The sequence below is a fragment of the Pseudomonas sp. genome (assembly GCF_049645325.1).
Taxonomy (GTDB): domain Bacteria; phylum Pseudomonadota; class Gammaproteobacteria; order Pseudomonadales; family Pseudomonadaceae; genus Aquipseudomonas.
The window spans coordinates 1-20,726 of record NZ_JBARTQ010000021.1; the positions used below are offsets into that span (position 1 = coordinate 1).

Annotated in this window: 12 protein-coding genes and 1 pseudogene; 5 read left to right on the forward strand and 8 right to left on the reverse strand. The window is 62.8% G+C overall.

The annotated features are described in order from the left end of the window. The coding region (locus tag WBB95_RS00565) for an amino acid adenylation domain-containing protein (protein ID WP_424485821.1) at positions 1-9,478 on the reverse strand (9,478 nt) is incomplete at its 3' end. A gap of 209 nt (positions 9,479-9,687) precedes the next feature. On the opposite strand from WBB95_RS00565, the pseudogene WBB95_RS00570 reads away from it, so the two are divergent. Beyond that, positions 9,688-9,938, forward strand: a pseudogene (locus WBB95_RS00570) (type II toxin-antitoxin system HicA family toxin). Next, positions 9,935-10,300, forward strand: a complete 366-nt coding sequence (locus WBB95_RS00575) for a type II toxin-antitoxin system HicB family antitoxin (protein ID WP_424485822.1) — start codon at positions 9,935-9,937, stop codon at positions 10,298-10,300. Before WBB95_RS00570 ends, WBB95_RS00575 begins: the two are co-directional and overlap by 4 nt. Here the strand turns inward: WBB95_RS00575 and WBB95_RS00580 are convergent, their stop codons facing one another. Next, positions 10,301-11,473, reverse strand: coding sequence for an MFS transporter (locus WBB95_RS00580; protein ID WP_424485823.1), 1,173 nt, complete (start codon positions 11,471-11,473; stop codon positions 10,301-10,303). A 174-nt stretch (positions 11,474-11,647) separates the two neighbouring features. On the opposite strand from WBB95_RS00580, the gene WBB95_RS00585 reads away from it, so the two are divergent. Both WBB95_RS00585 and WBB95_RS00590 read left to right on the forward strand, forming a co-directional pair. Continuing rightward, positions 11,648-12,613: a GlxA family transcriptional regulator gene (locus tag WBB95_RS00585; protein WP_424485824.1), complete on the forward strand. Its 966-nt coding sequence runs from the start codon at positions 11,648-11,650 to the stop codon at positions 12,611-12,613. Between the two features lie 65 nt (positions 12,614-12,678). Beyond that, positions 12,679-13,140 (forward strand): DUF4440 domain-containing protein, encoded by a 462-nt coding sequence (locus WBB95_RS00590; RefSeq protein WP_424485825.1) that lies wholly within the window; start codon positions 12,679-12,681, stop codon positions 13,138-13,140. On the opposite strand, the gene WBB95_RS00595 is transcribed toward WBB95_RS00590, so the two are convergent. The 6 genes from WBB95_RS00595 to fmdA form a co-directional block, all read right to left on the reverse strand. Beyond that, positions 13,141-14,496: an MATE family efflux transporter gene (locus WBB95_RS00595; protein WP_424485826.1), complete on the reverse strand. Its 1,356-nt coding sequence runs from the start codon at positions 14,494-14,496 to the stop codon at positions 13,141-13,143. A 19-nt stretch (positions 14,497-14,515) separates the two neighbouring features. Continuing rightward, positions 14,516-15,094, reverse strand: coding sequence for a DUF2239 family protein (locus WBB95_RS00600; protein ID WP_424485827.1), 579 nt, complete (start codon positions 15,092-15,094; stop codon positions 14,516-14,518). Between the two features lie 67 nt (positions 15,095-15,161). Further along, complete coding sequence (locus WBB95_RS00605; protein ID WP_424485828.1) at positions 15,162-16,118, reverse strand: AAA family ATPase; 957 nt, start codon at positions 16,116-16,118, stop codon at positions 15,162-15,164. Between the two features lie 3 nt (positions 16,119-16,121). Then, the gene (locus WBB95_RS00610) at positions 16,122-17,165 is read right to left on the reverse strand and encodes an aliphatic amidase (protein ID WP_424485829.1); all 1,044 of its coding nucleotides are present in this window, start codon (positions 17,163-17,165) and stop codon (positions 16,122-16,124) included. Between the two features lie 15 nt (positions 17,166-17,180). Further along, positions 17,181-17,528, reverse strand: coding sequence for an FmdB family zinc ribbon protein (locus tag WBB95_RS00615; RefSeq protein WP_424485830.1), 348 nt, complete (start codon positions 17,526-17,528; stop codon positions 17,181-17,183). Positions 17,529-17,530: 2 nt separating this feature from the next. Continuing rightward, positions 17,531-18,760 (reverse strand): formamidase, encoded by a 1,230-nt coding sequence (gene fmdA, locus WBB95_RS00620; RefSeq protein WP_424485831.1) that lies wholly within the window; start codon positions 18,758-18,760, stop codon positions 17,531-17,533. A 1,271-nt stretch (positions 18,761-20,031) separates the two neighbouring features. Between fmdA and WBB95_RS00625 the strand changes: the two genes are divergently transcribed. After that, positions 20,032-20,640: a methyl-accepting chemotaxis protein gene (locus WBB95_RS00625; protein WP_424485848.1), complete on the forward strand. Its 609-nt coding sequence runs from the start codon at positions 20,032-20,034 to the stop codon at positions 20,638-20,640. The last annotated feature ends 86 nt before the right edge of the window (positions 20,641-20,726 follow it).

Below are 20,726 nucleotides of genomic sequence, written 5' to 3' on the forward strand. Positions count from 1 at the left end.
ACGTTTGCAGGCCTTCTGGAACAGGTAATTGAGCCCGCAACGCCTGCTGAGTCAACAGCAAGCCAATGCCGCTGTCCTCAATCATGTACTGCAAGCGCTCCTGCGGATACTCCGGGTCAAACGGCACGTAAGCCCCGCCCGCCTTGAGGATTGCCAGCAAGCCCACGACCATTTCGATGGAACGTTCAACTGCAATGCCGACCAACACATCCGGGCCCACGCCGTGCGCAATCAGCTGATGGGCCAACCGGTTGGCGCGGGCATTCAACTCGGCATAGCTCAGCCGTGTTTCAACGAACGCTAACGCAAGTGCATCCGGAGTTTTCAGCACTTGCGCTTCGATCAACTGCTGAACTGAAGTGTCCAGCGGATAGGCTTCGGCGGTGGCATTCCAGCCTTGCACAATCAGTTGCTGCTCGGCCGGGCTCAACATCGCCAGCTCACCGAGCACGGTCTCGGCTTGCACAACGATGGCCTGCAACAAAGCCTGCCAGTGCCGCATCATGCGTTCGATCGTGTCGGCACCGAACAAATCTGTGGCATAGGTCAACGACGCCGCCAGACCACCTGCCACCTCACCCGTTTCCAGGGTCAGGTCGAACTGCGCCGTCCCGCTGTCCCACGCGACACCCTCGATGGCCAGTGCCGGCAGTTCAATTGTGCGAGTTTCGCGGCTCTGATGGTTGAACAGCACTTGGAACAACGGGCTGTGGCTAAGGCTGCGCTCGGGCTGCAGGGTATCGACCAGTTGTTCGAAAGGCAGGTCCTGGAATGTCTGGGCATCCACTACCGACTGATGAACCTGTTGCAGCAGGCGGCTGAATGACGGCGAGCCATCGAATTGCGCGCGCAGCACCTGGGTATTGACGAAGAAACCGACAAGGTTCTCGGTTTCAAGGCGATTACGGTTAGCCACCGGCACGCCGACACGGATGTCGTTCTGGCCGCTGTAGCGGTGCAACAGCATCTGGAAAGAGGCCAGCAACAGGGTAAAGAGCGTGACGTGTTCACGCTGCGCCATGTGCTGCAGTGCCTGGGCCAGCGTTTCGGGCAAGGCAAAGTCATAGCGCGCGCCGCGATAGCTCTGCTCGGCCGGGCGTGGGAAATCGAGAGGCAGCGCCAGTAACGGCTGCTCGCCTCCCAGCGTGTCGCGCCAGTACGCCAGTTGGCGCGCATTGTCGTCACTGGCACCCCATTGGCGTTGCCAGGCGGCGTAATCGGCGTAATGCAGGGGCAGCGCGGTCATCGGCGCTTGAATGCCCGCGCAGAATCCGCTGTAGAGCTGGACCAGTTCGTCGACCACAATCTGCATCGACCAGCCGTCAGAGATGATGTGATGCTGGGTGATGACCAACACGTGATGGTCCGGCTGGACGGCAAGCAGCTTGACGCGCATGAGCGGGCCGTTGATCAGGTCGAACGGACGGCGGATCTCCTCCTCAACGCGCTGTTCAATAACTGAGGCGTCGACGTGGTCCTTGAGCACCGGCAGCTCAAGGCCGGGATGAATCACCTGCCAGGCCCGGCCATCCGTTTCCACAAAGGTGGTGCGCAACGCTTCATGGCGCTGCACCAGCGCCTGGAACGCCTGCTCCAACGCCACGCTGTTCAGTTGCCCGCGCAAATGCAGCGCCGTGGGCACATGGTAGGCGGCGCTGTGAGGGTCCAACTGCCAAAGAAACCACTGGCGCTCCTGGGCGGACGACAACACCATCGGCTGACCCCGGGTGAGTGCCACCATCGGCACGCCATCCTGCGCCTGTAATCCCTCGCAGGCCTGGGCAAAGGCGCGCAAGGTCGGTTGTTCGAACAAAGCCCGCAACGGCACTTCGAGCTTCAGTGCATGACGCACCCGGGAAATGACCTGGGTCGCCAGCAACGAATGCCCGCCACACTCGAAGAAATGATCGTCCAGGCCGACCCGCTCAACCTGCAATACCGCCTGCCAGATAGCGGCCAACTGGTACTGCAACGGGTTCTGCGGGGCCTGGTAGACCGCTTGAGCCAGGCTCAGGTCAGGCTGTGGCAGCGCCCGCCGATCCAGCTTGCCGTTGTTGTTCAACGGCAAGGCCTGCAGCATTACCCAGTGCGCGGGCACCATGTAGTCCGGCAAGGACTGGCGCAACACCGCTGCCACGCTTTGCGGTTCCAGGGCATCCGACTGGGGCACGATATACGCCACCAACTGCGCACCGGTCGGCCCGTCCAGGGCAATCACGGCCGCCTCTCGCACCTGGGGCAAGGCTTGCAGGCAGGCTTCGATTTCACCCATCTCGATCCGGAACCCACGAATTTTGACTTGATGGTCGATACGCCCCACGTATTCCAGGGCGGCGTTTTCGTTGTAGCGGGCCAAGTCGCCGCTGCGGTAAAGCCGCGCGCCCGGCACGCCGGAAAACGGGTCCGGCAGGAAGCGTTCGGCGGTCAGCGCCGGACGCTCGAAATAACCTTGGGCCAGACCCGCCGACGCACCGATGCACAGCTCGCCGACGCCACACGTCGGCAGCAGTTCAAAGCCGCTGTCCAGCACATACAGCGCGCGCCCTGCGATGGCCCGCCCGATCGGCACGCCATACGCGTCATTGGCATCCGCCAGTTGGCAGTCGTGCACGCTGGAGACCACCGTAGCCTCGGTCGGGCCGTAGGTATTGAGCAGGCGGACGCTGCCCAAGCCGGCCGCGTGCCAGGCGCGTACGCCTTCCACGGCCATGGCTTCGCCGCCCACATGCACCTGGCGCAGGTTGCCCAGGGAACGGCCATCGACGGCGCATTCCTTGGCCAGCAAATACCAATAGGCGGCAGGCAAGTCGGCCAGGGTCACGCCGTGCTCGACGATCTCCCGCGCCAGCAACCCCGCGTCCCACAGCTCGTCACCGCGCATGATCAGCGCCGCGCCGACGCACAGTGGCGGGTAGCATTGCTCGACAAAGCCATCGAAGCTGAAGGTCGCAAATTGCAGCACGCGGTCAGCGGGCGTCAGCGCGCTGTAGCTTGCCGCGGTGTCGCAGAATTGATCGAGGGCGGCATGGTCGATGGCCACGCCTTTGGGCTGGCCGGTGGAGCCGGAGGTGTAGATCACATACGCCAGGTCGGCGGCGTCGGCGTGGTTGGGCGGATTGGTTGCCGGGTAGCCGGCGAGCTCTTCACCGAGCGCGCTGAACGCCACGCGTTGCAGCCCTGGCGGCAGTGGCAAGTCGGCCAGCAAGCCGGTTTCGCTAAGCAACAGGTTCAGGCGGCTGTCTGCGAGCATGTAGCCGAGGCGTTCAGCCGGGTATGCCGGGTCCAGCGGCACGTAGGCAGCGCCGCTTTTGAGCACTGCGAGCAGGCCGACGATCAACTGCGGGCCACGCCGGGAGGCCAGGCCCACACGTTGGCCCGGGCCCACGCCTAGCGCCAGCAGGCGATGAGCCAAGCGGTTGGCCCGCTGGTTGAGCTGGGCGTAGCTCAGCTGCGCGCCGCCCGCCTGCACCGCCAGCGCGTCAGGCGTGGCGTGCGCCTGGGCGGCAATGCGTTCATGCACGCGCACAGGCCGCGGGGCCGTGCGAGGCGACTGGCTGAGGGCGAGCAGGTTGTGTTGCGCACCGTCGTCCAGCAACTGCAGGTTGCCCAGTGGCGCCTGGGTATCCGCCACCAGTTGCACCAGCACGTGCTGCAGGTTGGCGCTCAGTTGCACGACCTGTTGCTCGCTGAAGCGGCCACGGTCGTAGCTGAACTCCAGGCGTAGGCTGGCACCCAATTCGATGCCCAGGGTCAGCGGGTAGTGAGTACGTTCGTGGTTGTGCAGCGTGCCGAAGGTCAAGCCGGCAGGCGCCCCCTGTTTCAGCGCTTCGGCCACCGGGAAGTTTTCGAACACCAGCAAGGTATCGAACAGCGCGGCGCCCTGCTGACCGGCCCAGCCCTGAATGTCGTAAAGCGGCACGTGTTCATGGTCGCGCAGGCTCAGGTTCAAGGCCTGCAACTCGACGAGCCAGGCGGCGGCCGACTGGGCTGGCGAGGCCGCGCTGACGATCGGCAAGGTGTTGATAAACAGGCCTAGTTGCTGCTCGATTCCCGGCAGTGGCGCCGAGCGCCCGGCGACGGTGGCGCCGAAGGCCACGCAATCCTGGCCAGTGTAGCGTTGCAGCAAGAGGCTCCAGGCGCCTTGCAGCACGGTGTTGAGCGTGACTTTGTGCTGACGGGCACAGTCGCCGAGGGCGCGGGTAAATTCGCGGTCCAGTGTGACGTGATGGTCTGCCATGCCACTGCCTTCAGTCGGCGCACGCAGCGCTTCAGCCAGCAAGGTGGGCGCTTGCAGCGGCGCCAAGGCGGCCTTCCAGAACGCCTCGCCCGAGGCCTGCTGTTGCAGCCACCCGAGGTAATCGCGGAACTGCCCCAGCGGCGCCGGCAGCACGTGGCCGGCGTAATGGGCGATGACTTCCCCCAGCAACTGCGCGTTGCTCCAGCCGTCCATCAGGATGTGATGACTGGTGAAGATCATGTGCCAGGTCGCGCCGGCACCGCGCACCAGCATCAGGCGAAACAGCGGCGCCGCATTCAACACGAAACCGCGCTCGCGCTCGGCGTTGGCCAAGGCGTCAAGGTCGGCGTGCGGGTCTTCAATCACCTGCAGTTGCAGGTCGACCTGGCGCTGGATCACCTGATGGGCGCTGTCCAGGCCCAGCCAGTGGAAACTGCTGCGCAAAATCTCATGCCGGTCCAGCGCCGCTTGCCAGGCGCGGCCGAAGGTCAGCAGGTCGAGGCCTTCAATGTCCAGGCGCAGCTGGTTGATGTACGCCTGAGCTTCGGGTTCATACAGGGAGTGGAACAACATGCCTTGCTGCATCGGCGACAGCGGGTAAAGGTCGGCGATGGCCGGCCCGGCGATGGGCAGCGCATCCAATTGCGGCTGCGTCAGGCGTGCCAGCGGGAAGTCCGACGGCGTCACCTGCCCGGCGGGCGTGTCGCAGCAGTGCTGGATCAACGCCTTGAGTTCGGCGCTGTATTCATCCGCCAGGCGCTGGATGGTCGACGCCTGGAACATCTCGCGACTGAACCCCCATTGCAGCGACAGCTCGCCGCCGTACACCTGCCCTTCCACCGTCAGCCAGTTGGCCAGCGGCGCTTCGGGGTCCTGGGCCTGGCCGCTGCCTTGGGTGGCCGGAACAAACAGCGCCGACTCATTGAACTGGCGATCGAACTGGCCCAGGTAGTTGAAGGTGATACGCGGCGCGGCGAGCCCTTCAAGGCACTCACGCACCTCGGGCGTCCCGAGGTAGCGCAGCAGGCCGTAGCCCAGGCCTTTGTCGGGCACGGCGCGCAGTTGCTCCTTGACCGACTTGATCGCCGTCGACAGTTCGCCGTCGGCGTGCAGGCGCACCGGGAACAGGCTGGTAAACCAGCCGACGGTGCGGGTCAGGTCGACGCCGTCGAACAGGTCTTCACGGCCATGGCCTTCCAGCTGAATCAGCGCCGCCGCCTGCCCGCTCCAACGGCTGACCACGCGCGCCAAGGCGGTCAGCAACAGGTCATTGACCTGGGTGCGATAGGCCGCCGGGGCGTCTTGCAGCAATTGGCGGGTGTGCTCGGCGTTGAGGCGGGTTTCGAGTGTGCTGCCCAAGCGGTTTTGCAGCCCGCCCGCGGGGTTGTCACTCGGCAGTTCGGCGTCAGCGGACTGCGCCTGCCAGTAAGGCAGTTGTCCGTTGAGGGTGTGCGCATGCGCTTGCAGCTGTTGCGCCCACTGTTGGTAGGCGCTGGTCTTGGCCGGCAACGGCGCTTGGCGATAAGCCTGTTGCAGGTCTTCGAGCAGGATGCGCCAGGAGACACCGTCGACCACCAGGTGATGCACCACCAGCAGCAAGCGCTGGGAGCCATCGGCCGTGGCGACAAGTACGGCGCGCAGCAACGGGCCTTGCGCCAGGTCGAGGCTGCGCTGGGCTTCGTCGCACAGCGCGGCCAGCTGAGTGTCGTCGTCGGCACTGGACTGCCACAGCACTGCGTCGGTGACCGGCGCGGCATGGGTTTGCTGCCAACTGTCGGCGTGCTGCACGAAACGCAGGAGCAACGCGTCGTGATGGTTGATCAGTTGCGCCAGCGCAGCCTCCAGGCGAGCAGGCTCCAGCGCCTCACGCGGGGTCAGCAGCAGCGATTGGTTCCAGTGCTGACGCGCCGGGATCGCCTGGGCGAAAAAGCCTTGCTGCACCGGCGTCAGGATCACCTCGCCGCTGACCGGGCCCTGGTCGATAACACTTGCCTGCTCAAAGGTCGCAACCAGTGCCAGGCTGCGGATGCTCTGGTACTGGAACAGGTCACGCGGGCTCAGGCGAATCCCAGCCTGACGGGCGCGGCTGACCACTTGGATGGAGATGATCGAATCACCCCCCAAGGCAAAAAAGTTGTCGTCCAGGCCGACCAGCTCAACGCCGAGTACATCGCTCCAGATCGCCGCCAAGGCTTTCTGCAGCGTATTTTCCGGCGCGACAAAACCCTGCTGCGGTGCAGCGTCCGGCAATGGCAGGGCCTTGCGGTCAAGTTTGCCGTTGGCAGTCACCGGCAGTTTTGCCAGGGTGATCAAGTGCGTCGGCACCATGTATTCCGGCAGGCTCTGAAGCAGCCAGGCCTTGAGGTCCGTTGGCGCTTCGCTGTCGAGTACCAGGTAGGCAACCAACTGTTTGCCGCCCTGCACCAGTACCACCGCCTCGCGCACCGCTGGGTGCTGCATCAGCCGTGTTTCGATTTCGCCCAGTTCAATGCGCAAGCCACGCAGCTTGACCTGATGGTCGAGACGGCCGAGGTATTCGATCACGCCGTCGGCACGCTGGCACACGCGGTCGCCAGTGCGGTAGAGGCGCTCGCCATCAACGAAAGGGCTCGGCACAAAACGTTCGGCTGTCAACGCCGGGCGCCGGTGATAACTGCGCGCCAGGCCGGTGCCGCCCAGGTACAGCTCGCCGCTGACGCCAGCCGGGACCGGGTTGAGCTGGGCGTCGAGCACGTAGGTAGCAAGGTTGGCGATCGGTCGGCCGATGGGCACGCTGTCGGCGCCTTCGTCGACACAGGTCCAGTGGGTCACATCGATCGCGGCTTCGGTCGGCCCGTAGAGGTTGTACAGTCCGGCGCTCGGCAACTTGGCGAACACCTGCAGCTGTGCATCCAGCGGCAAGGCTTCACCGCTGCACACGATGCGCTTGAGGCTGGTGCAGGCGCTCACGCCCGGCTCATGGATGAACGCCTGGAGCATCGACGGCACAAAGTGCAAGGTCGTGATGGCGTGGCGGCCGATGGTCTCGATCAGGCGCACCGGTTCACGGTGCTCACCTGGAGCGGCGACCACCAGGCGCGCGCCGGTCATCAATGGCCAGAAGAACTCCCACACCGACACGTCAAAGCTGAACGGGGTTTTCTGCAACACCGCATCGCCGGCATGCAGCCCGTACGCCTGCTGCATCCAGCACAAGCGGTTGACCAGCGCGCGATGGCTGTTGCCGGCGCCCTTGGGCTTGCCGGTGGAGCCGGAGGTGTAGATCACGTACGCCAGGTTGAGCGCCGCAACGGCAACGACGGGCGCCACGCTGCTGTAGGCGTCGAGCCAGCCCTGTGCGTGGTCCAGGGCGATTACCTGGATGCCTTCGGTGGGCAGTAACGCCTGCAGGCTGTGCTGGGTCAGCAGCAACTGGATGCCGCTGTCTTCGATCATGTAGGCCAGGCGGTCCTGCGGGTATTCAGGGTCCAACGGCACATACGCGCCACCGGCCTTGAGAATGGCCAGCAGGCCCACCACCATTTCGATGGAACGCTCGACACACACACCCACCAACACGTCCGGGCCAACGCCCTTTTCACGCAAGGCATGGGCCAACTGGTTGGCACGCGCGTCGAGCTCGGCGTAGGTCAAGGTGGTGGGCCCGAACACCAGCGCCGGGGCATGCGGCGTGCGCCGCACCTGGTCTTCGATCAACTGATGGACAGCGCATTCGGTCGGGTACGGTTCGGCGGTCTGGTTCCAGTTGCGCACCAGCCTGTGCTGCTCGTCGGCGTTCAACATCGGTAGTTCACCGATGCGCTGTTCGCCGTCGGCAACCATGGCGTGCAGCAGGCTGATCCAGTGGCGCGCCATGCGCTCGATAGACGGCGCATCGAACAAGTCATTGGCGTAGGTCAGCGCGGCATGCAAGGTGCCGGATTTTTCATAGGTGTCGAGGGTCAGGTCGAACTGGGTGGTGCGGCCTTGCCACTCCACCAGGGCCAACTCCAGCCCGGAGGCGGTGCTGACGGAGGCGATGTCCGCCACCACCGGCTGGTGGTTGTACATCACCTGGAACAGCGGCGTATGACTGAGGCTGCGCTCGACTTTCAGCGCCTCCACCAAACGCTCAAACGGCAGCTCCTGATGGGCCTGGGCGCCGAGGGCATGCTCTTTGATGCCTTGCAGCAACTCGGCGATGCGCGTTTGCCCCGTGAGCTCAGTACGCAGCACCTGGGTGTTGACGAAAAAACCGATCAGCCCCTCGACTTCACTGCGATTGCGGTTGGCGATGGGCACGCCGATGCGGATATCGCCCTGCCCGGTGTAGCGATGCAGCAACACGTTGAACGCGCCAAGCAGCAGCATGAACAGGGTGACATTGTGCTTTTTCGCGCAGCTGCGCAGTTGCGTGGCCAGTTCCGCGTCGATCGCGAAATTATGCCGAGTGCCCTGATAACTGGGCATGGCCGGGCGCGGGCGATCCGTGGGCAACTCCAGCACCGGGTGCTCATCGCCCAGGCGTGCCTGCCAGTATTCCAGCTGGCGCGCCTGCTCCCCGGCTTCCAGCCAGCGGCGCTGCCACAGGGCGTAGTCGCTGTATTGGATCGGCAGCGGCGGCAGTTGCGGCGTTTCGTTGCGGTCATGGGCGTCGTAGCAGCGGATGAACTCGTCGATCAACACGTTCATCGACCAGCCATCGGAAACGATGTGGTGCAGGGTCAGCAACAATACGTGCTGCTGCTCACCAAGCTTGAGCACCTGCACACGCAGCAACGGGCCGTGTTCAAGGTCGAAAGGCAGCAGCGATTGACGGGTCGCCGCATCATTGACGGCCTGCTCGCGCTCGGCGGGCGCCCATGCGCTCAAGTCCAGATGATCGATCGCCAGCGACGGCTCGACGGCGACCTGCACCAGGCGCTCATCGGCCTGACGCTGGAACACCGTGCGCAAGGTTTCATGGCGCGCCACCAAACTGGCGAAGGCCTGCTCCATCGCGCTGAAATTCAGCGCACCTGTGAGCCGCACCGCGCCCGGCAAGTTGTAGGCACCGCTGGCCGGGTCCAACTGCCAGAGAAACCACATGCGTTGCTGCGCGTAGGACAGCGCCTGGCGATCCTGCGCTTCCACCCCTGCCGGAATCGGAAACCGGGAAAAATCCACGCCTTCTTTCTGCAAGGCTTGCAGGAATAACTGGCGTTTTTCCAGGGGCAAACCGATAAACCGGCGAGCAAGTTTCAAGGAGTCTTCAGCATTCATTTGGGGGTGTCCGGAGCAATAGGCAGGAAGCACAAAGGCACGTCGTCCCTATAAAACGAACCGGGCAGGGAAAAATTAGCGCGGGAATGGGGGCATGGAGCGAGCTGTCATCAAGGGTTACATCAATCTCAGCAGCAGCACACGAACACCCGCTAGCATTGACGCACACCACTTTTTGCAACTACATTTAGTTACACGCAGGGAACGCCGTGTCCAAAAATGAAAAGCTGCTCGCCAAATTGCTCAATGAACGCATGGCATTCACTTGGCCTGATCTCGTAACGCTGCTGCACAGGCTTGGCTACACGCAGATTGAAGGGGCTGGAAGCCGCGTCAAATTCAACATCGGCGACCCAGTGCAATGATCACGTTGCACAAGCCTCACCCCGGCAACGAACTGAAACACTACATTCGGCGCCAGATCATCGAACAATTGAAATCAGGAGACCTGATTCAGTGAATAACCAATTGAAACACCAAGGCTACATCGGCTCGATCGAAGCCAGCCTCGAAGACAATTGCCTGTTCGGCAAAGTGTTGTTCATCAAGGCGCTGGTCAGCTATGAAGGAAAAACCGTGGCCGAGTTGGATGCGGCCTTCCGTGAAGCCGTGGACGATTATCTCGCGACGTGCCAAAGCCTGGGGCAAACGCCGGAGAAGCCTTGCAAAGGCTCATTCAATGTACGCGTCGGCCATGACCTGCATTTGGCGGCGGCCCTGGCAGCCACCCGCAAAAAAGTGACGCTCAATGATCTGACACGTCAGGCGCTGCATGAGTTTTTACAGCAGCACAGCGCCGACCCTTGCCCGGCAATCGGCTGATTACCCCAACCGTCTAAATCCCAGGACAGCTGACCCCAACACCACCGCTCCCGCCACCAACGCCACCCAGAACCCGCTGGTGGCGCCAAAATGGTCGATCATCCAGCCGGAACTGGCGGCGCCGATGGCCACGCCGATGCTCAGGCCGGTGATCAACCAGGTCATGCCTTCGGTCAAACGGCTGGGCGGCACGACTTGCTCGACCAGCGCCATGGACACAATCAGCGTGGGCGCGAAGAACAGGCCGGAGATAAAGATCGCCACGGCCAGCCCGGGGATGTTGGTCACCAGCAATAACGGCAAGGTGGTCAACGCCGTGGCCACGCCGCAGAACAGGAACTGTCGGGGCAGCGGCGCCTTGAGCTTGAGGGTGCCGAAGGCCAGCCCCGCGAGACACGAACCGATGGCGTACACCGACAGCACGATGCTCGCCGCCGCCGGCTGGCCCTGCTGCTGGGCGAAGGCGACGCTGACCACATCCACCACGCCGACGATCATGCCCATGGCCAACAGTAAAATCATCAGGATCAGCACCGACGGCGAGGCGATCAGCCAGCCGCCGTGATGCTCATGGTGCTCGTGCACAGGCGGCTCAGTCGCACGCTGCAGCACAAAGGTGGTAACGCCCACGGCCAGCAGCAACGCCGCGACCAAAGGCCCGGCTTCGGGAAACAGCACCACGCTCAGGCCGACGGAAATCGGCGGGCCGATAATGAAGCACACCTCATCGAGGACCGACTCCAGGGCAAACGCGGTCTGCAGCTTGGGTTGGCCGCGATACAACTCGGACCAGCGCGCGCGCACCATGGCCGACATATTCGGCATGCACCCGGCCAATGCCGCGAACACAAACAACAGCCAGTTCGGCGCCTGCAAGCGGGTGCACAGCAACAGCATCAATAACGCCCCGCCGCCGATCAACGCGGCAATTGGCAGCACTCTGCCCTGGCTATAACGGTCGACCAAACGTGAAACCTGCGGCGCGCAAAACGCCGTCGCCAGGGCAAACACCGCCGCCACCGCGCCCGCCAAGCCATAGCCGCCATGCACCTGCGAAAGCATGGTGATCAAGCCGATCCCGGTCATCGACACCGGCATGCGCGCCAGCATGCCCGCCAGCACAAAAGCGCGAGCGCCCGGGACCTGGAACAACTCGGCGTAAGGGTTTGCCATCCTGCTTAACCTCTTCATCAGTGCCTTGAAACTTGCTATCTCACAGTATCAGGGCAAGATACCCGTGGCCCAGTTCGACGGCGAAATGGACGCGCAATTGCAACGCATCACCGACAAGGCATGCAGAGCATACACACGTAAAACAGCTCGTCCGCCCTTTTTCCGGAGCCCATCATGCAGCGCATCGGTTTCATCACCTTTCCCGGTTTCGGCGTCATGAGCTTCGCCGCGCTGTCCGTCTTTGAGAGTGCCAACAACGACGTAGGCAAAGCCCATTACGATGTCAGGCTGCTCTCCGAAACTGGCGGACCGGTACGCAGCTCCCTGGGGGTAATCGTGCACACCGAACGCTTCGATGACACCCCGTTCGACACGGTGATCATCGGCGGCGGCAGTGATCGCGAATTTACCGCGCCGCTGCTGGCTTATCTGCGACACGCCGCCCTGCACAGCCGCCGCCTTGCGGCCACCTGCTCCGGCACCTTTTTTCTGGCACAGGCGGGGTTGCTCGATGGTGTGCGAGCGACCACCCACTGGTTTTTCGCCGCAGAATTGCGCGCGCGCTACCCTGAGGTCCGCCTGGAAGAAGAGCGATTGTTTGTGATCGACGGATCCATTTGGACCAGCGCCGGCATGACGGCAGGCATTGATCAAGCCTTGGCCATGGTCGAAGCCGACCTGGGGCCGGCAGTCGCCCGCTCCGTGTCGAAAAACTTTATTCTTCAGAGCCGCCGCGTGGCAGGCCAGCCACAACGTTCGGTGCTACTGGATATGGAACAGAAAACCGACCGGATTCAGGCGGCCATGGCCTATATGCGCAACAACCTGCATCGCGCCTTGCCCCTGAGTGAACTGGCAGACGTCGCGCACCTGAGCCTGCGCCAGTTCAGCCGGGCGTTTCACGCGCAAACCGGGCTTTCACCGGCCAAAGCCGTGGAAAAGCTACGCATCGAAGCAGCCGTGGCGCTGATCCAGGATGGACGTCACCCCCTCGACAACATTGCCCGCCAGACCGGGTTTGGCGACAGCGAGCGCATGCGTCGGGCGTTCATTCGCCAGTTTGGCGAGCCGCCACGGGTGATAAGACGTACGGCGAGAAACCCCGCCGATGCGAGCGCAATGTCCAGAAATGAGGGGTAAATGGCCTTTGCCGGCGCTTAGGCTGGCCTAAGCTTGATCTCAGCGACCATCCCTGAGGAACCCTTATGAAACGTTGTGCACTGGCCTTCTGCGCCCTGTTTTCGCTACTCCCCCTCACGCCCGTTTTCGCGACCCCTCAAGAGGATGAAACCCGCGCGTTTTTTACTCGGTTTGTCGAGGCCCAGAACGCCCATGACCTCGTCCAGATCAAAGCCATGCTCTGGGACTCACCGAAAATGCTTTGGTTTGCCCGCGGCGAAGCCAACTGGGGCCCCGACGGCGTCGTCAGCAAGCTCAAGGACTATTACAAAGGCACCTGGCAACTGAAACCCGATATGAGTCACTTCAGCGTGGTGATGGTGAACGACAAAGTCGCCCAACTGATGGTCCCGGTGGCCTTCACCCGCGGCCACCCTGGCGAAGCGCCACAGGTCGACACGTTCCTGATCAGCCAGACACTGTTGAAAGACAAAGACGGCTGGCATGTCGCAAGCATCCTGCCGGTCGCCGATACCCACTTTAAATAATCACACCAGCCGCTTGATCTGCTTGTGCCGCCAGACCAGCCGGTAATACGCCGTTTGCAACGCCAGCATCGCCAGGTAGGTCACGGGAAACGCCATCCACACCCCTTCCAGCCCGAAGTGCGCGTTAAACAAATACGCGAATGGCAACTCAACGCACAGCACACAGAAGATCGAAATGGCGACGGGCATCAGCACCACGCCGCTGGCGCGCATGATCCCGCCGATCACCGCCTGGAAACCGAACACCAGGATGCTCCACAGCATGATGTGCAGCAGGTGTTCGGCATTCACCCGCGCTGCGTCGTCGGTGATGAACAGGCCCAGCAGCCAGTGCGACAACAGGTAGCCCAGCACGATCAAGCCACCGGTGAGGCAGGTGTTGATCAACAACCCCGTGCGCAGGATCGGCCCGATGCGCTCCAAGCGTCCGGCGCCAATCGCCTGGGCACCGAGAATCGACGCCGTGATCGCAATCGACAACGCCGGGAACTGCACGTAATTGACGATTTGCGTCACCGCACCATAGGCGGCCGTGGCCTGGGAGCCGTGGCTGTTGACCAGGGCGAGGATGACCAATTCCGACAGCGACAGCACCACCATCTGTAAACCCGTGGGCAGGCCGATCCGCAGGACTTTGCCGAGAATCGCGCGGTCCAGGCGCAGGGCCGCGAGCAGTTCGCGGTCCGGCGCCATCACATGGTTTTTATGCCGCAGGCGCAGGATCAGAAACAGCATGGCCAAGGTATTCCCCACCAAACCTGCGTACACCGCGCTCTGGATGCCCATGGGCGGCAGGCCGATCCAGCCGCGAATCAGCGCCGGGGTCAGCAGCAGGCCGACCAGGGTTGAAACCATCAGTGCCAGCAATGGCGTAATCGTGTCGCTGACACCTCGCAGCAACTGGGTATAGAGGATAAACACCAGCAGCAGCGGCATGATCAACATCATCACCTGGGCGTAGCCGACCGCATCGTCCAACACATCCAGCGGCGTGCCAAGCGCGTGCAAGGCCGGGCGCGCGAACAGGCTGCCGAGCACTGCAGCGATCAACCCCACCAGCGCCCCGAGGGTCAAGGTGGCGCCGGTGATCACCTTGACCAGCGCCGTTTCCTGGGCGCCCCATGCCTGGCCGATCAGCACTGACGCGCCTGCCCCCAGACCGATCACCAAGGCAATAAAGAAAAATACGATGGGGAACATCCCCGAGACCGCCGCCAGCGCCTGGGTGCCGAGCATTTGCCCGACATAGATGCCGTTCAGCGTGCCGGAAAAACTTTGCAGGAAGTTGGACAGCACCATCGGTGCCAAAAAGATCAGGTAGATCTGCCACAACGGCCGTTGTTGGGTGACTTCCATGGTGGTTCGGGTCCCGGAATTATTGTTGGACGGGGAAAGCATTGCGCGACAGCCAGGCCAGGTACGTCTGCACGTCAACCGGCCACTGTGCAATCGCGCGGGAGAAGCCCACTGTTTCATCAGCAAACAGTGCCCGTGAAGCGTCTTCGAAACCTGGCAGGCCGCCGCCGATGGCACTCATGAAACGATAGCTGGCTTCTTTGGCCAGGCGCACCTGATCACGCGAGGCGTGTGCGCTGCGCGCCTCATCCACCAACCGGCGCAACGCCGCCGAGGCGCCGCCGCGCTGCTGGCCAAGCCATTCCCAATGGCGCGGCAACAGCGTGACTTCGCGGGCCACCACGCCCAACTTCGGACGGCCGACTGCGGGCGTTGCAGGCGGCTCGTCATCCGCTTCGACGGGGGCCGGCTGCTCGGGCGCATACCCCGCCGGCCAGGGATAGTCGACCTGGCTGCCGGTGTTATCGTCGAAAACCAGGAAACTGCCGGTTGCCAACGCCAGATTCGAAAGGGCGTCGGCAACCTCGGAATACGCGCCAGCCGCCACGCGTTGGTGACGGACGAAGGCGGTGCATGAAGGAGTTGTTTGCGTAGGCACGACTTATTACCCGGGTGTTATTTATTTTACCCGGATCATATTAGTCAACAAAGTGTGGTTTGCAAGGTTAGTGCGCAAAAACCTCCAGTTGCGCCTCGCGCACCGTTGCGCACATTCGCTGCACAGCGGGTTCGCGCAACACACATTCGGCAATGGCAGGTTCCAATTCCACCCGCAAGCGTCGGCCCAGCGCCCTCGCGCCAAACCGTGCGTCATGCTCGCGGCACAGCCACGCCCGCGCCTGTTCATCCAGCGTCAATGAGCGCTGCTGGGTGGCGAGGCGCTGATTGAGTTTGCCCAACTCCACGTCCAGCAGTGCAGCCAGCCAGTGGTCGTCGATCGGCTCGAACATGAGGATACGGTCGATGCGGTTGAGAAATTCCGGCTCGAAATGCCCGTGCAACGCCTCTTCCAACACCGCCGCCTCCGCCCTGGCGAACAGCCGCAGCACGCGGCGCCAGCCGTGCGCAAATCGCTGGCGGTGGCGCCGTGCCTGCTGCGCGCCGACATTGCTGGTCATGAAGATCAGGCTGTTGCGAAAGTCCAGCGTCCGCGTGCCACCGGCCAGGGTCAATTGGCCATTTTCGAGGATGCCCAACAAGCTGCGCACCACTTCCTGGCTGGCTTTTTCCAGCTCATCGAACAACACGATGCCCGGCCGGCTGTAGGTGCCCTGGATCAATTCACTGTTGAACAGGCTGATGCCCTCCTTGCTGCCCACATACCCCGGCGGCGCGCCGGTGAGCGCCGCAGCGTAATGTTCCCGAGCCAGGGTGTGCATGTCGATGCGGCAAAAACCATCGGCCCTGCCGTGCAGCGCCTGGGCCAGCAGGCGCACAATTTCAGTCTTGCCCACGCCGGTCGGCCCCATGAACAGGTTGACGCTCAGCGGCCGCTCCCGTTCGCCAATATCGGCCTTGACCACCTTGAGCAAACCTTCCACCTGAGCCAGCGCGGCGTCCTGCCCCACGATCCGGCTGCGCAGCAACGCCATTACCTGTGACGGTTCAAAGGTAAAACGCATGCCCTACTCCGCCGTCTTTTGTTTGCCACCGTGAGGCAACTGCCCCACCGGGCACTCGGCGACACCGACCGTGCTGCGGGTGATTTTCTCGACATTCTCCTGGGCCTTTTGCGCATCCAGCACCCAGGTGCGGTAGAACTCGAACGGGCAGTCAGCCACGCCCTTGTCGCCATCGCCCGAGGCATGCATGCCGGTGTAACCCCGGTGCAGCAACTTGAACAGGTGGTTCTGCGACTGGTCGTTGGCCCGCGCGTCGCGGATCTGCGACACCGACAGTTGCGCGTACTGAATGCCCATTTCCTCTTCGCCGCACTCGCCCAGCGTGCGCCCATCAAAACCAATGATCGCCGAGTGGCCGAAGTACGAATACACGCCGTCGAACCCGGCCGCATTCGCCACCGCCACGTAACAATTGTTCGCCCAGGCCATGCTCTTGGACATCTGCACCTGCTGCTCCTTGGCCGGGTACATATAGCCCTGGCAGCGCACGATCAGCTCGGCGCCCTTCATCGCACAGTCGCGCCAGATCTCCGGGTAGTTGCCGTCGTCGCAGATGATCAGGCTGATCTGCATGCCTTTGGGCCCCTCGCACACATAGGTACGATCCCCCGGGTACCAACCCTCGATGGGGCACCACGGAATGCATTTGCGATAACGCTGCACGATTTCGCCGAGGTTATTGATCAGCACCAGCGTGTTGTACGGCGCCTTGTGCGGGTGTTCTTCGTGGCGCTCGCCAGTCAGGGAAAACACGCCCCAGGTGTTCGCCTGGCGGCAGGCCGCCGAGAAAATCGCCGTCTCTTCACCAGGAATACTGGCGGCGGTGGCCATCATCTCATCGTGGTCGTACATGATGCCCATGGTGCTGTACTCGGGAAACACCACCAGGTCCATGCCCGGTAGGCCGTGCTTCATGCCGACGATAATCTCGGCAATCTTCTTCGCGTTCTCGATGACCTCGGCCTTGCTGTGCAGGCGCGGCATCTTGTAGTTCACCACCGCGACACCGACGGTGTCGGGGCTGCTGGAAATGTCGCCATGACGCATAACAACGCTCCTGGGCTAGTGACTGATCATCCACGGCCGAGGCCCGGTTTTGGTCTTGAGGCCCAGCGGGTTGGCTTTGCTCGGCAGCACTTTCTTGCTGGTGCCGCAGCAACTGCACCCCGCCGGGTGGCGTCGGCTTTCCTGATATTCACCGACGGTCTGCGGCGCATGGGCGCTGCGTTCGTTGCCGGCGATGGCTTTGCGCTGGTTGGCTGAAAGAATGCTCAGCGCCGGCGCCGACACCTGCAGTTGCCCGCCAGCCGAGGCGCAATACGGGCACTCGCTGGGGTCATGGCGCTGGGCAATCGGGCGCAACATCGTGAACGTGCCGCAGGTTTCACAGCTGTATTCATAGGTCGGCATGGCTACAGGTCCGGTGCGATAGGCAGGTCGATGCTGCCGTCGAGGAATTTGGTCGGCCCGTTGGCGTTGGGGTTGATGTCGAACTCGAAGATCTCGGTGGGCAGCCACAAGGTTGCGCAAGCGTTTGGAATATCCACCACGCCGCTGATGTGCCCCTGCACCGGCGCCGAACCGAGCAGCGCATAACCCTGGGCCGGCGAGTAGCCGAACTTGGTCAGGTAGTTGATCGCGTTCAGGCAGGCCTGGCGGTAGGCGACGTTGACGTCCAGGTAATGCTGCTGGCCCTGTTCGTCCACCGAGATGCCTTCGAAGATCAGGTAATTCTTGTAGTTCGGGGTGATCGGGCTGGGCTTGAACACCGGGTTCTTGATCCCGTACTTGGCCATGCCGCCTTTGATCAGCTCGACTTTCATGTGCACCCAGCCGGCCATCTCGATGGCGCCGCAAAAGGTGATTTCGCCGTCGCCCTGGCTGAAGTGCAAATCGCCCACCGACAGCCCGGCGCCGTTGACGTAGACCGGGAAGAATATCTTCGAGCCGCGGGACAAATCCTTGATGTCGCAGTTACCGCCGTGCTCACGCGGCGGCACCGTGCGCGCGCCAGTGGCAGCAGCGTCGTCACGGGCCTGGCCCTTGAGCTTGCCCATGTGCGCGGTGGCGGCCAGCGGCGCGTTGGCCAGCGGCGGCACACGTGTCGGGTTGGTGTCGATCAGTTCCTGTTCGCGGCGGTTCCAGTCGGCGAGCATCACCGGGTCGGGCAGGCAACCGATCAAACCGGGGTGGATCAACCCGGCGAAATTCACCCCTGGGATATGCCGCGAACTGGTGAACATCCCCTTGAAATCCCAGATGGCTTTTTGTGCGCTGGGGAAGTGGTCGGTCAGAAAGCCGCCGCCGTTCTGGCGTGAGAAGAAACCGTTGAAGCCCCATTGCGATTCGGCTTTGGCGCCGATGTCGAGCAAGTCCACTACCAGCAGGTCACCCGGCTCAGCGCCGTGTACGCCGACTGGGCCGGAGAGATAATGCACGGTGGACAGGTCCACATCGCGCACGTCGCTGGCGTCGTCGTTGTTCTTGATCGCGCCGGCGGTCCAGTCGTAGGTTTCCAGGATGAAATCGTCGCCCGGCTTTACCCAGCAGGCCATGGGAATATCCGGGTGCCAGCGGTTATGGATCTGCTCGTTTTCGGTGACGGGCTGGTTGAGGTCGACTTTGATCAGCGTTTCGGTCATGGGCTGGCTCCTGGACGGATGACGTGTTGCGTTCAATCCAGTCTCAGGCGCGCAGGGCAAACGGAAAATACGTTGGATGACGTATAAAACCCGAGAGTGCCGATTTATTCCATCAATTCGCTCAATGTCAGGTTCAGCGTTTACTGATTGGACGCAACGTCTGGGGGTGTTTAGATTCCGCGAGACAGATAGCTTTTAGCCATCACTCCCTAACCCTTTGAATATCGAGCCTTTCCATGAACAAACCCGTCTCGTTGGCGACGCGTATCGGCCTGGGCTTTGCGTCCACGCTGTCGTTGCTGGTGTTGATCACTGCCGTCGGTATTCAACGCGTGGGCTTTATCGACAGCACCCTCAAGGACGTGGGCGAAAAAGCCGCCGTGGCACAGCGCTACGCCATCAATTTCCGCGGCAGCGTGCACAACCGCGCCATCGCCATTCGCGACGCGGTGCTGGTCAAGGATGAGCCGGCGCTGAATCAGCACCTGGCCGAGATCGACCAGCTCAAGCGCGATTACCAGGACTCCGCGGTGATGCTCGACCGCCTGTTCGGCGCCTCCGCCAGCGCCGACGAAGCTCGCCTGCTTACCGACATCAAGGCCATCGAGGTGCAGGCCCTGGCTTCCTCCGAGCGCGTGGTCAACCTGCGCAGCGCCAATGACATCGCCGGTGCCCAGGCACTGCTGCTCGCACAGACCTCGGGCTACTACACCGAATGGCTCAAACGCGTGAACGCACTGATCGACTTCGAAGAAGCCCGGATCAAGCAGCGCCTGGACACGGTACAAGCCACCGCCAGCCAGTTCGCGTTGCTGATGATCGCCGCCAGCGGCGTTGCGATTGTATTGAGCGTATTGGTGTCGCTGCTGATCATCCGCAAGGTCAAGACCACCCTCGGTGCGGAGCCGGAAGACGTGGCCGAAGCGATTCGTCGCCTGGCCAACGGTGAGTTGAACCAGACGATTGAAACCCGCTACCCCGAGAGTGTGATGGGCATTCTCAAAAACGCCCTGTCACGCCTGGGCGATACCATCACCGAGGTGCGCGCAGCCTCCCAGGCGGTGCGCCAGTCCTCGGTCACCCTGTTGTCGGTGGCCGGCGATAACCGCCAGCAAATCACCCTGCAAACCAGCGAAGCCGAACATGTGGCTGCGGCGATCACACAAATGGCCGCTTCGGTCAGCGAGGTCTCGGGCTATGCCACCGCCGCGTCCAAAGCGACCATCCTGGCTGACGCCGAAGTGGGCAGCGGCCGCCGCCTGGTGGGCGAAATGACCGTGGCCATCGAAGAGTTGGCGACGATCCTCGACCAGGCCACCACCTGCGTCAACCAAGTGTCCAGCGACAGCGCAACCATCGAAACCGTGATTGAAGTGATCAACGCCATCGCCGCGCAAACCAACCTGCTGGCGTTGAACGCCGCGATTGAAGCGGCGCGCGCCGGTGAACATGGGCGTGGGTTTGCGGTGGTGGCCGATGAAGTGCGCTCACTCGCCACGCGCACCCAGGAATCCACCCAGGAAATACGCGACATGATCGGCAAGCTGCAAAGCGGCACCCAGGACGCAGCCGACATCATGCAGCGCAGCCGCAGCCTGGCCCAGATCACCGTGACACAGACCCGCGACTCCCAGGCAGCGCTGGGCAGGATCAGCCAGGAAGTGAGCGCGATCAATGCAATGAACGCGCAGATCGCCAGCGCGTCGGTGCAACAAAGCGCCGCCGCCGAAGAAGTCGCGCAGAACGTCACACGCATCCACAGCTCCACCGTGCAATCGGCCGCCGGCTCCGAAGTGACGGAAAGCTCCAACCGCGAACTGGCGGAGTTGGCAGACCGGTTGAGCACCCAGGTGGCATTCTTCAACGTCGCGCAGGGCTGAGGCTTTAGCGCTCGCCGTAACCCATGGCAGGCGGCATCTGGAACCCGCCAAGAACGTCGGCCAGGCACTCGGCGAACATTAGGGCA